Origin of the sequence: Flavobacterium sp. FlaQc-47 (assembly GCF_044006475.1) — a bacterium.
In the GTDB taxonomy this organism is placed as follows: domain Bacteria; phylum Bacteroidota; class Bacteroidia; order Flavobacteriales; family Flavobacteriaceae; genus Flavobacterium.
In genome coordinates this window covers 233,089-245,863 of record NZ_JBIPCQ010000001.1, presented here as the reverse complement: position 1 = coordinate 245,863, position 12,775 = coordinate 233,089, and the positions used below count along the sequence as shown (strand labels likewise).

The following is a 12,775-nucleotide window of genomic DNA, read 5'->3' as shown; positions in this document are numbered from 1 at the left end:
GCACATTTCACTCTTGGTTCGCATTACTCGTAATTATCAAAAAAAACTATATTTTTCCAAGCAATGGCTAGTTTTGAATTGCCTTCAGCTTTAGCTGGAGTTTCTATAAAATCAATCACAATGGCTTTAGCCAAAAATGTGTGATTTGGCTAAAGCCATCTTATTGTGTCTATTAAACACCTCCAACTAAAGCTGGAGGCTAGTCAAAAGCCTGACTTAATAATATCGAGTTAAAGCTGGATGTAATCCAGCCAGAACCTTTGACTCTTTGAACTTTCCTCCTTTAATCCTTTCCTCCTTTGAACCTTTGCTCCTTTGCCCCTTCGAACCTTAAAACTTAAAATCTTTTCTAATAAATAAGCGAACGTTCATTTATTTATAATATATTTGTACCAGAATTATTTATAATTATGAGAACCAGAGATACACATAAAGAGGAAATTGTAAAACAAAAAGCGATTGAAATGCTGGTTGCACAAGGCGTAGAAGGTTTTGGAATGAATCGGTTGGCTAAAGAATGCGGCGTTTCGGTGGCAACACTTTACATCTATTATACTGACAAAGAAGATTTGATTCGGAAAATTGGAATTGAAATTGGGAAAAACTTTTTCGGGGAAATGTTAGTCGGATTTTCATCTGAAATGTCATTTACAGATGGTTTACGCAAACAATGGGAAAACCGATCAAAGTTTGCTATCAATTTTTCTTTACAAACCACTTGTTTTGAACTCCTGAAACATTCTACTTACGGTGATGCTATTTTGGCAGAAATCACAACAGACTTTAAACATCAAATGTCATTATTCATCACTAATGCCATCGAAAAAAAAGAACTTCTTCCTATTACATTCGAAGTTTTCTGGAGTATTGCCTATGGATCACTTTATTCGCTTTTAGAACTTCACAGAGAAGGAAAATCAATGTCGGGCAAGCCTTTTGTATTTACTCAGGAAATTCAAAACGAAGCTTTTAATCTGGTTATAAAAGCTTTGACCCCATAAAAGCAAATTTCAATTTCAAAAATCAATTTTAAAAATCAATTTCAAATTTCAATGTCAATGTCAATTACAAATTCAATCACTACACTATCAATTAAATAAAATCATATGAACACTTCACTTATCAAAAACAAAAAGATTGCCGTTATTGGCGGTGGACCTGTTGGATTAACAACAGCGAGAATTTTACAAATTAACGGTGCTGATGTAACAGTTTACGAAAGAGACTTAAATGCACAAGCGAGAACTTCTGGCGGAACACTTGATATTCATTCGGATTCAGGCCAAAAAGCGATTCAAAAAGCAGATGTAATGGATGAATTTTACCGCTACGCAAGACCAACGGGAGAAAAAATGGCAGATATGCACGGAAATATTACTTCGGAAGAAATGCCTACTGAAGAAAATGCTTATTCAAGACCCGAAATTGACAGAAATGATTTGAGAAGAATCATGCTGGAAAATCTTAAAGAAAATACTGTTGTCTGGGACAGTCAACTGACTACGATCGAAAAAGTGGAAGACCAATATTATTTAGAATTTAAAAATGGTAATAAGGTAACCGTTGATTTTGTAATTGTTGCCAATGGAGGAAGATCAAATGCCAGAAAATTTGTTACGGATAAAGAACCTCAACTTTCAGGAACGTATATTATTCAGGGAGAAATTGAAAATCCGGACCGTGATTATCCTGAATATAAACTTAAATATGGTAACGGAAATGTAATGTCTATGGGGGAACAAAAAATGTTCTACTCTCATACATTACGTGACGGTTCTATACATTTTGGTGTTTCATTTAAAGCAGACGAAAATTGGGTTTTAAATAACGGAATCGACTTTGAAGATAACGCTTCGGTTATTTCATTTTTGAATGAAAAATTTGAAAATTGGAATGAAGATTATAAAAAATTCTTCGCCGTTTCTACTGATTTTACCGGATTGCCTTTGCGTTTATTCTCTTTAGAAGAACCCTGGAAAAAACATTCAAATATCACGCTTGTAGGCGATGCAGCGCACGTTATGCCTCCGTTTGCGGGCGAAGGTGTCAATATGGGTTTGATGGATGCATATCAATTAACAGAGAATCTAACGAATGGCGAATTCGCTACTTTTCAGGATGCAATTGATGATTATGAACAAAAAATGTTTGGCTATGCTTTAGAAGCGCAACGTACTACCTATCAAATGGAGGAATTATTGCATTCTGATGTTACAACCGAAAAAATCCTGAACAGCCGCGGTGGAGTTTAAATTGTAAATCTGAAAAAACAACTTCTCTTTTTAGCATTAGTTAGTTTTATTTTAATATTTTCGTTACCCGAAGCTTCGTACATCAACGGAAGCAATTAAAAAATAACAAAAATGGTAAAAAAATTAATTCTTCTTTTTGTACTATCAAGCTTTGCGATGACGGCACAAAAAAAAAGCGACTCAAAATCAGAAACTTACGTTAGCAGAAAAGAAACTTATCAAATTAAATACAATCCTGATCATTGGATAAAAAGTGAAGAACCATCAACTAATTGGGATGCAGAATTTCATGATAAATACAATGTTATAAATGCTTATTTTAGCGAATACGATTATTTTATTACTGATAAAAGTTTAAAAAGTACTATCGAAGAGCAATATAAAGATGTTGGTGAAATTAAAAATCTGAAAATATTTAAAAAGAAGATCAACGGTATTACGGTTAATTATTTTACTTGTGATTTAGAATATAATGATTACTCTTATAAATATCAAGGTTTTACTTGTAACGGAAAAGGTGGTTCGATACAAATACAATATGGCGGTCAGGCCGAAGCAATAGAGCTCAACCAAAATACTATTGATGAATTCAACAACGGTATTTCAATTATAAATAACTAATTAAAAAAGGCATAAGAATCAAACTCTTATGCCTTTTGTTTTATTTATGAGAAACTAAAAATTATCTTGAATAATTTGGAGCTTCTTTTGTAATTGTAACATTATGTGGATGACTTTCTGTAATTCCGCTTGACGTTATTCTAACAAAACGTCCTGTTTCTTGTAAAGTAGGAATATCTTTTGAACCACAATATCCCATTCCTGCACGAAGACCTCCAACAAACTGAAGCATACTTTCGTTTAATTCCCCTTTGTAAGGAACACGTCCCACAATTCCTTCAGGAACTAATTTCTTAACATCATCCTCAACATCTTGAAAATAACGATCTTTTGATCCAGTTTGCATAGCTTCAACAGAACCCATTCCGCGGTATGATTTGAATTTTCTTCCTTCGAAGATAATAGTTTCACCCGGAGATTCTTTTGTTCCTGCTAATAATGAACCTAACATTACACAGTCGGCTCCGGCAGCAATTGCTTTAGGAATATCACCTGTATAACGAATCCCACCATCGGCAATAACCGGAACTCCAGTTCCTTTTATAGCCGCAGCTACTTCAAGAACTGCTGAAAACTGAGGAAAACCAACACCTGCAACAATACGGGTTGTACAAATAGAACCAGGTCCTATTCCTACTTTTACTCCGTCTGCTCCATTTTCTACTAAATATTTAGCAGCTTCGGGAGTTGCAATATTTCCAACAATTACATCAATATTTGGGAATTTTGATTTTATTTCTTTTAAGGTATTGACCACACCTTCGGTATGTCCGTGAGCTGTATCAATAATGATAGCGTCAACTCCGGCTGTTACTAGTGCTTCTGCTCTTTGAACTGCGTCACCAGTAACACCAATTGCAGCAGCAACTCTTAATCGACCAAAAACGTCTTTATTGGCGATTGGCTTTTGAGTCAGTTTTGTGATATCTCTAAAAGTAATCAAACCAACTAATTCATAGTTAGCGTTTACTACCGGCAATTTTTCGATTTTATGTCCTTGTAAAACTACTTCTGCTTGTTCTAGTGAAGTTCCTTCGGCAACAGTAACTAAGTTCGTACTTGTCATTACCTCAGCGATTGGTCTTGCTCCGTTTTTTTCAAAACGTAAATCACGGTTGGTAACGATTCCTTTTAGTATTCTGTTTTTGTCTACGATTGGGATTCCGCCAATTCCGAACTCTTTCATAGCATTTTTTGCATCTGCAATTGTTGAATTCATTGGTAAAGTTACCGGATCGATTATCATTCCTGATTCAGCACGTTTTACTTTCCTAACTTTCGCAGCTTGTTGCTCGATAGTCATATTTTTATGTAAAACGCCAATTCCGCCTTCCTGCGCCATAGCAATTGCCATAGAGCTTTCGGTCACGGTATCCATAGCAGCTGATACTATTGGAACGTTTAATGTTATATTTCTGGAAAATTTTGATTTGATACTCACTTCGCGAGGAAGCACATTCGAGTAGTTAGGTACTAATAATACATCGTCGTAAGTTAAACCTTCGCCGATAATCTTGGAGTTGTGTGCTATCATGTTGCAATTTGTAGTTGAATTGCGTGCAAATATAGTGAATAAATTGGAAACTTGATTACTAACTTATTCATAAAATTAAATTTACAGGAAAGTTCTTTCAAAAAAACAGTCTTGTTTTGAACCATATAAGAGATATAAGTTCATTTAATTAGGTTGTGTAGAGTTCTCGAATTCGCTTGAACTGACAATGAAATTTTCTTTATTAGAGTGGGACTTATTTATTTTTTTAACCACATAAGTGATAATAAGTCCATATAATTACTTCGTGTATAGTTGTAGACTTCACTTGAACCCAGAATTTATTTTTCTTTATTAGAGTCATAGTGCTGTCCAAATTATTTTTGAAATCATAAACAGTCATGATATTAACAGACAAAATATTAAATAAACTTATATCACTTTTATGGTAGAAAAATCTAATCTTCAGAATCCTGAAAAACAAAATTGAAGCCGAATTGAAATGCAATACTATTCGCCTTTGAGACGTCTTTATATTCTAGGACATTATTGACGAGAAGATACATATTGAGTTTACCAACTGTGCCTGAAATTCCTAAACCTATGTTTTTATTTGAATAAGAATCGAATGTATAAGTGGCTTTAATATCCAGTTTCTCAAAAATGCTTCGTTTGTAAAAGGCGGTTAGCGCCACGAAAGGTTCAACTGGCATTGACATTAAAAATAATTGTCCTCCAACGGCATTTACATACTTTCTATTGATATTGCCTTTGCAATTACAATCTCCGTCATAACGTGATTCGCCAAATGAATATTGAAGCGAAGAATAAAATTTTGTTGGTCGCCAAGTAGTATATTTATTATAAAGTGTGTCGCGCGGAATGGCTTTGTCAAATTCATCAAAGATATTTTTCGGTTGATCTGAAGGATCAAAACCAGGATTTACACCTTGATAATTATAGGTTCCTTTATAAGTTAAAGTTTCAATATCTTTAGTGTGTGTGATAAAACCCAGATCAACAATACTTGCCGTAAATTGAAGGTTTTCTTTAAAATAATAGGTAAGTCCGGCATCAAGTCCCAGGCCTAAACTTCCGTTGAAGAATGTATTTTGAACGATATCTTTTGGAATACTTCCGTCGTATTCGTCTTTTGTAAAAGTGGCAATTCCAGAGGTTTTAAGTTCTAAATTTGAAGCAATCACCTGGTTATAAACATTTGGAGTTCCCGCGTTTTGACCTGTATAAATAAATCCTGAATTTTTAGTCGAAGTTGCATTCGCACCACTTGAATATAATTTTGCACGACCTCCTAAAACCAGTTTTTCATTGACTTTTTTATGAAATCCCACATGAAATACAGATAGAACTTCGGCTCTAACGTTTAAATGGGCGAGATTAAATGATTTGCCTATATAATCGCGGTTTCCGTCTAACGCCAATATCGCAAGATCTTTAGGAACATACATTAAAAAATCAAATTCCTGATAAGCACCAAATGAAATATAGGATTGACTTTGCTTTCCTCCTACCCTGAATCCGCCAGAAAATAATTCGAGTTGCTGATTGACCTGAGTTTTATCTTTTCCTGAAGAATTATTAATCACATTGCGAATTTTGTCGTTAAAATCGACTCCGTTATTTGCAAATAAATCATATGCCGAAAAACTGCTGGAACCTAAATTTGCAGAAACTCCGGATAAAACGGGAACTCCAAAATAGAATTTATACGAAACATCGGCTCCGGGATTTACAAGTGACGATTGCGGAATAGGGGTAAAATTATAAAGTACTTCTTTGTTTTGGGAAAAACAAGAAAGTTGAAAAGCTATGATTAAAATCAGATATAACTTTCTCATTCTATTTGCATATAAACGGTTGCACCTGATCGCAATTTCAAACTTCCTGTACTATTTTGATCTAATGGAGATCCGGGAGCCATTCTCACAAAAAAAGCTAATTTGACTGTTCTTTTTAAAAGGTCTAATCTTTGATTTTCAAATACTTCAACAGGATATTTTATACTATTTGGACTTCCTGAATAGGCTGGAATTGGGTATGAGTCTGTTTCAAGTATTTGACCGTTAGCATCAATAAGTGCAATATCTACCGTAAAAGCTCTGATTATTGTGTTTTCAATTTCAAAATCAAGTTCGGCTTTTACCAGATTGTCTCTGAAAAATTTCTCTTTAAAAGCATCAAATTCCTCTTCGTCAAATGCTATTTGTGCCTCGCCACTATTTACAAATTGAGTCGCCGGCACATTAAAATAAGCCAGATTAGCTACAAAAACAGGTTCTGGTTTTAGATCTTTAGTCTGATCAAAATCCAGATCGCTTGAGCATGAAAAAAACAAGAATGATAAAAATAATATCTTCGAAAATCTCTTTACAAAATTTACTTTCATAGCTAATATGTATCTAAATAACAACGTTATTTTGTTACTACTTATTATCCGTCTATAGTAAATATAGTAATTTTCTTAGTTTTGTCAATGAAATTTACCAAACAATTTTGAAGCTTCATTATAAGCACTTTCAAAACTTAAGGAATTTAGCCCTGTCGATTTTTTATTAGCCGTAAAATAGGAGATTAATTTTTCGGTTGGCATATTCCCCGTTAGTTTATCTGTTGCCATGGGGCATCCGCCAAAACCCTGAATTGCGCCATCAAAACGGGCACAACCAGCTTTTGATGCTGCATCTATTTTTTCGAACCAGCTGTTAGGCGTTGTATGCAAATGGGCGCCAAACTCAATTTCGGGATATTTAGGAATTAAATTTGAGAAAAGATGTGTAATAACTTCCGGCGTTGAACTGCCAACGGTATCTGAAAGTGATAAGATTTTCACACCCATTCCGGCAAGTTTTTCGGTCCATTCGCCTACGATTTCAACATTCCACGGATCTCCGTACGGATTCCCGAAACCCATTGAAAGATAGGTTACGACTTCTTTGTTTTTTTTATCGGCAATTTCCAGAATTTCTTCTAAAGTTATTAAAGATTCGGCTATGGTTTTATGTGTATTTCGCATCTGAAAATTTTCAGAAATAGAAAAGGGAAATCCTAAATATTGAATGGGTTGATGTTCTGCCGCTAACGCTGCACCTTGCGTGTTGGCAATAATCGCCAATAATTTACTGGTAGTCTCTGATAAATCAAGTTGTGCCAAAACCTCAGCAGTATCCTGCATTTGCGGAATCGCTTTTGGAGACACAAAACTACCAAAATCAATAGTATCAAACCCTACTCTAAGCAAAGCTTGTATATAGGCAACCTTGTTTTTAGCAGGAATAAACGTTTTGATACCTTGCATAGCATCACGCGGACATTCGATAATCTTGATTTCTTTATTCAAAGCTTATTCTTTAGTGAAGGCTAAGTTAGTTTCTTTTTTAAAGAAATAAAAGTTGTAGATTTTTTTTTAAACCATATAAGTTATATAAGTTCATTTAAAGATATTGGAGTCATCTTTTTAAATTATAGACGATTACCATAATTATTACTTAAAATAGTAATATTATAGAAAATTACCTTAAAAGGTAATAATAAATAATATTACGTATATTTGTAATACTTAACATTACTATTTTTTAATTATATTTGAATATGATAAGCGTAATTACAGGAGATATAATTGGTTCCAGACAGCAAAAGTCTAAACACTGGGTTGAGGATTTGAAAAAAATTCTTTTAGCGTTTGGAGAAATGCCAAGTGATTGGGAAGTTTACAGGGGTGATGAATTTCAGGTAGAAATTAAAAATCCGGAAGAAGCTTTGCTGGCAGCTATTTTGATAAAAGCGCATTTGAGAGCTATAAAATCTGATGCAAGAATGAGTATTGGTTTTGGCGACAAAACGCATCATGCCGAAAAAATATCCGAAAGTAATGGAACCGCTTTTATAAATTCCGGAGAACTTTTTGAAACTTTAAAAAAACAAAAGCTAACTTTAGCGATGAGAACCGGTGATATTATTCTTGACGAAAAAATGAATTTGATGCTTCGTCTGGCTTTAACTTTTATGGATAGCTGGCTCGTGCAATCGGCAGAATTTGTTGCCGTTGCCATTGAAAACCCTACTTTATCGCAGGAAGAACTGGGACAAAAATTAGGCATTAATCAAGCCGCAGTCAGCCGCCGACAAAAGCGGGCGCAGTTTGACCTGGTAATAAATTTAGATCGTTATTTTAGAACACAAATAAAACAACTTACAACGTTATGATTTTATTTATAAAACTACTTTTAGCACATTTATTAGGCGATTTTATATGGCAGCCCAACTCTTGGGTGGCAGATAAAGAAGCTAAAAAACATAAGAGTATTTATTTATATCTTCATATTCTTTTGCACGGAGCTCTGGCAGCAATTTTGGCTGGAGAAATTCGGTTTATACCATATGCAGTTTTAATTGCTGTAACACATGGTATTGTAGATCTTATTAAATTGAATTTTCAGAAAACAAAAACAAAACGTACCTGGTTTATTGTAGATCAAATGGTACATATTTTAATTTTGGCTGGAATCGTATTACTTTATAAGGATGAACCCATGAACTTTCTTTGGTTCACCAATCAGCTATGGATTTTAATAACCGGTATTTTATTGATTACCAAGCCAACTTCGATTTTTATCAAAACCATTATTTCTATCTGGAATCCGGAAAGTCAAAATAGCCACAATGATAATTCGCTCGCTACTGCGGGAAATTACATTGGTATTCTGGAACGTTTGTTTGTATTTTGTTTTATACTAACAGGCCATTTTGAAGCAATAGGATTTCTATTGGCCGCTAAATCCATTTTTAGATTTGGCGATTTAAAAGAAGCCAAAGACAGAAAACTTACCGAATATGTTTTAATTGGTACCTTAATTAGTTTTGGAACTTCAATTATCGCGGCATTAATTGTTCAGGCGCTGCTTTTACAATTGCTTTAAAATCTTTTTATTGATTGCTTTTATCAAAGCCGGACCTTCATAAATAAATCCTGTATATAATTGCACCAGACTTGCTCCGGCGTTTAGTTTTTCAAGAGCATCATCTGCAGAATGTATTCCTCCTACTCCAATAATTGGAAATGCTTTATTACTTTTTTCCGAAAGAAAACGAATAACTTCAGTGGAGCGTTTCGTCAATGGTTTTCCGGACAAACCTCCCATTTCGGCTTTATTTTCAGATAGTAATCCGTCTCTTGAAATGGTTGTATTGGTTGCAATTACACCAGCAATTTGAGTCGTTTTTACAATATCAATAATATCCAGTAATTGCTCGTCTGTAAGATCAGGAGCAATTTTTAAAAGAATGGGTTTTATTTTCTGAGTGCTTGCTTTTTGCTTTTCTACATTTCTGTTTTGCAAAGTTTGCAACAAAGCTGTTAAAGGCTCCTTATCTTGTAAAGCTCTTAAATTTGGTGTATTCGGCGAGCTTACATTTACCACAAAATAATCTACATGATCAAACAAAGCATCGAAACAAATGATATAATCGTCTACAGCATTTTCATTTGGAGTTACTTTATTTTTTCCGATATTTCCACCAATCAAAACTCCTGAATTTTTTTTCAAACGTTCTACGGCTTCAAGAACTCCGCCATTATTAAAACCCATTCGGTTAATAATTGCCTGGTCTGCTTTTAAACGAAACAAACGTTTTTTAGGATTTCCTTCCTGACAAACGGGCGTTACGGTTCCTATTTCTATAAATCCAAAACCAAAATCAGAAAGTTCTTTATACAGTTTAGCATCTTTATCAAATCCTGCGGCAAGACCAACCGGATTTTTGAATTTAATACCAAAAACTTCACGTTCTAAACGAGTATCTTTTACTTCATATATAGATTTTATAATTGATGAAACTCCGGGAATTTTTGAAATGAATTTAACAAATGAAAAAGTAAAATAATGTACTTCTTCCGGATCAAACCAAAAAAGTATAGGGCGAATTATCAATTTATACATAAGAGTGTTGTGTGTGTTTTTTCGGTTGCAAATTTAATTATAATACTTCAGACAATTATAAACTAAAATGAATTTTTATTTTTTACAATTATTCCTATTTTTTTTATAATTTTAATGGACTTAAAATACTGAAAATGAAAAGTATAAAAAAAATTATTAGACAAATAGGCCTTCTAGGTTTAATGGGATCATTTTTTTTGATTTCAATTGATAGTATCGCCCAACGTCGAGGCGGTGGTACAGCACACAGAGGCGGTGCAACGCAGGCAAGACCTGTTCAGACAAGACCAGCGACTCAAACGAGACCCAGATCTAATGGTGCAGGAGTAAATAGACCAGTCACTACAACAAGACCCGCTTCGAACGGCAATAAAGTGACAAGACCTTCGACTGTTGATCGAACAAATAATAGAAATTCAAACAACATCAACAGAAATAACGGCGGAAACCGAAATACCAATATCAGCGGAAATAATATTAATCGAAATGTAGACAGGAGCCGTGATATTACTATAAACAATAACAGAAATACAGTAGTCCGAAGAAACACTGTAGTCGTATATGCACGTCCGCCATATCGATACGGAGGCTACAGATACAACGCATATCATCCTTATTATTTTCATCCCTACACTCCCTACTACTGGGGACCAGTCTGGCATCCCTGGGGATTTTTTGCAGCTACTTTAGCCGTTACTGCAATTGTTGTTAGTGTTGAAAGTACTCAATATCATTATGATCAGGGAGTTTGGTATGCACCGTCTAACGGAGGCTATACTGCTGTTCCAGCGCCTGTAGGAGGAACAGTAAATAATATCCCAAGCGGAGCAGAAACAGTAAATACCGGGACCGTAAATAATTACTACTACGGAGGAACTTATTATGAAAAAGATGGAAGTTCGTATAAAGTTGTACCGCCAACTGCCGGAACTTTAGTTGATAATTTGCCTGAAGGCGGTAAAGAAGTTACTATTGGCGATGTCAAATATGTGAAATTTGGAGAAACCTACTACCAACCCGTCCAGGTTGATGGTAAATCTAAATATGAAGTTGTACTTGTCGAAGAAGATAAGTAAATTATAGTAACTTTATAAAATTAATAGAACTTAATTAAGATATTTTTTTAACTTTATTCCTATTATCAGAGAAGTAATTTTTTTATAAATTTGTATTAATTTTCCTTCATAAATAAGACTAAAATATCAATACAATGAAAAATAAAACATTTTGGATTATCGGCATCCTCACAATCTCTATTATTTCAATTGCCTACAGCTATACTAAATTTGTTCCTGACAAAAAGCTTAAAGCAATGGATTGTGGCGAAATTCCCAATGCATCTGATGCGTCGCTATTTAAACCAACAATCGAAAATAAAAACAGACCTGCGGCAAATAAAACGCCTAAAGGAATGGTCTGGATTCCCGGAGGTGAATTTTCTATGGGAAGCAATGTTGAAGACGAAAGTTTATGCAGCATTAAAGGAGTTACAAAAGATGCAGCACCAATTCATCAAGTTTATGTTGATGGTTTTTATATGGATCAGACGGAAGTCACAAACGACGAATTTGAAGCTTTTGTGAAAGCGACAGGTTACGTAACGTTAGCCGAAATAAAACCAACTCACGAAGAATATCCTGATGCGCCACTTGAAAATTTAGTTGCCGGATCAGCGGTATTTTCCCCTACTCCTGCTAATGTAAATTTGAATAATTACATGCAATGGTGGACTTACGTGAAAGGAGCAGACTGGAGACATCCGGAAGGAGACGGAAGCTCGATAAAAGGCAGAGGCAACTATCCTGTTGTTCAAATTTCCTTTGATGATGCAGCCGCTTTTGCAAAATGGGCTGGTAAAAGATTACCTACTGAAGCCGAATGGGAATTTGCGGCACGTGGTGGAAAATCAGGACAATTATATGCCTGGGGAAATACATTAAAACCTAAAGGTAAATTTCAGGCTAATATTTATCAGGGACATTTTCCTGTTGAAAAAGGAGATACTGGCGAAGATGGTTACATTGGCATTGCGCCAACAGCACAATTTGAACCCAATTCTTACGGATTATATGACATAGGAGGAAATGTTTGGGAGTGGACAAACGATTGGTACACTGCTGATTATTATACCGTAATAAGCGAAAAAGGTAAAGTAGCAAAAAATCCTCAAGGTCCGGAATCATCATACGATCCGGGAGAACCAAACTTGCCTAAAAAAGTGCAGCGTGGAGGATCATTTTTATGTACAGATCAATATTGTACGCGCTATATGGTAGGAACCAGAGGAAAAGGAGATTATAAATCACCTGCCAATCATATTGGTTTTAGATGTGTTCAGTAAAAATTTAAAAATAAGTTTGCCAATAATTTCAGAATTAGCTCGAATTAATTTAAATATAAAAATCCAGTTTTACGATTAGACATTCGTAAAACTGGATTTTTTTTGAGCTTTT

12 protein-coding genes are annotated in these 12,775 nt (G+C 34.6%); 7 read left to right on the top strand and 5 right to left on the bottom strand.

Features of this window, described 5'->3' with window-relative positions; all coding sequences use genetic code 11:
- The first annotated feature begins 410 nt into the window (after positions 1-410).
- From ACHRVX_RS00870 to ACHRVX_RS00860, 3 genes are all read left to right on the top strand, one after another.
- Complete coding sequence (locus tag ACHRVX_RS00870) at positions 411-1,001, top strand: TetR/AcrR family transcriptional regulator (RefSeq protein WP_395327918.1); 591 nt, start codon at positions 411-413, stop codon at positions 999-1,001.
- Positions 1,002-1,106: 105 nt separating this feature from the next.
- A complete protein-coding gene (locus tag ACHRVX_RS00865) occupies positions 1,107-2,252 on the top strand; it encodes an FAD-dependent oxidoreductase (protein ID WP_395327915.1) in 1,146 nt (381 codons plus the stop codon).
- Positions 2,253-2,363: 111 nt separating this feature from the next.
- Positions 2,364-2,873 (top strand): hypothetical protein, encoded by a 510-nt coding sequence (locus tag ACHRVX_RS00860; protein WP_395327912.1) that lies wholly within the window; start codon positions 2,364-2,366, stop codon positions 2,871-2,873.
- A gap of 61 nt (positions 2,874-2,934) precedes the next feature.
- On the opposite strand, the gene guaB is transcribed toward ACHRVX_RS00860, so the two are convergent.
- The 4 genes from guaB to ACHRVX_RS00840 form a co-directional block, all read right to left on the bottom strand.
- Positions 2,935-4,407, bottom strand: a complete 1,473-nt coding sequence (gene guaB / locus ACHRVX_RS00855) for an IMP dehydrogenase (protein ID WP_395327909.1) — start codon at positions 4,405-4,407, stop codon at positions 2,935-2,937.
- A 416-nt stretch (positions 4,408-4,823) separates the two neighbouring features.
- Complete coding sequence (locus ACHRVX_RS00850) at positions 4,824-6,224, bottom strand: DUF5723 family protein (protein ID WP_395327907.1); 1,401 nt, start codon at positions 6,222-6,224, stop codon at positions 4,824-4,826.
- A complete protein-coding gene (locus ACHRVX_RS00845) occupies positions 6,221-6,772 on the bottom strand; it encodes a hypothetical protein (protein WP_395327904.1) in 552 nt (183 codons plus the stop codon). The genes ACHRVX_RS00850 and ACHRVX_RS00845 overlap by 4 nt, the downstream gene beginning before the upstream one ends.
- An 84-nt stretch (positions 6,773-6,856) precedes the next feature.
- Positions 6,857-7,723: a hydroxymethylglutaryl-CoA lyase gene (locus tag ACHRVX_RS00840; protein ID WP_395327902.1), complete on the bottom strand. Its 867-nt coding sequence runs from the start codon at positions 7,721-7,723 to the stop codon at positions 6,857-6,859.
- Between the two features lie 251 nt (positions 7,724-7,974).
- Here ACHRVX_RS00840 and ACHRVX_RS00835 point away from each other — a divergent pair, with 251 nt between their 5' ends.
- Together ACHRVX_RS00835 and ACHRVX_RS00830 are read left to right on the top strand one after the other, a co-directional pair.
- On the top strand, positions 7,975-8,589 hold the full coding sequence (locus ACHRVX_RS00835; RefSeq protein WP_395327899.1) for a hypothetical protein: 615 nt from the start codon (positions 7,975-7,977) through the stop codon (positions 8,587-8,589).
- Positions 8,586-9,302, top strand: coding sequence for a DUF3307 domain-containing protein (locus ACHRVX_RS00830; RefSeq protein ID WP_395327896.1), 717 nt, complete (start codon positions 8,586-8,588; stop codon positions 9,300-9,302). Before ACHRVX_RS00835 ends, ACHRVX_RS00830 begins: the two co-directional genes overlap by 4 nt.
- Here the strand turns inward: ACHRVX_RS00830 and ACHRVX_RS00825 are convergent.
- Positions 9,288-10,322: a quinone-dependent dihydroorotate dehydrogenase gene (locus ACHRVX_RS00825; RefSeq protein WP_395327893.1), complete on the bottom strand. Its 1,035-nt coding sequence runs from the start codon at positions 10,320-10,322 to the stop codon at positions 9,288-9,290. The two genes, ACHRVX_RS00830 and ACHRVX_RS00825, sit on opposite strands and share 15 nt — an antisense overlap.
- A gap of 134 nt (positions 10,323-10,456) precedes the next feature.
- Here ACHRVX_RS00825 and ACHRVX_RS00820 point away from each other — a divergent pair, with 134 nt between their 5' ends.
- Entirely contained in the window at positions 10,457-11,398 is a 942-nt protein-coding gene (locus ACHRVX_RS00820; RefSeq protein WP_395327890.1) for a DUF6515 family protein, read from the top strand.
- A 134-nt stretch (positions 11,399-11,532) separates the two neighbouring features.
- Positions 11,533-12,663: a formylglycine-generating enzyme family protein gene (locus tag ACHRVX_RS00815; protein WP_395327887.1), complete on the top strand. Its 1,131-nt coding sequence runs from the start codon at positions 11,533-11,535 to the stop codon at positions 12,661-12,663.
- Positions 12,664-12,775: the final 112 nt, after the last annotated feature.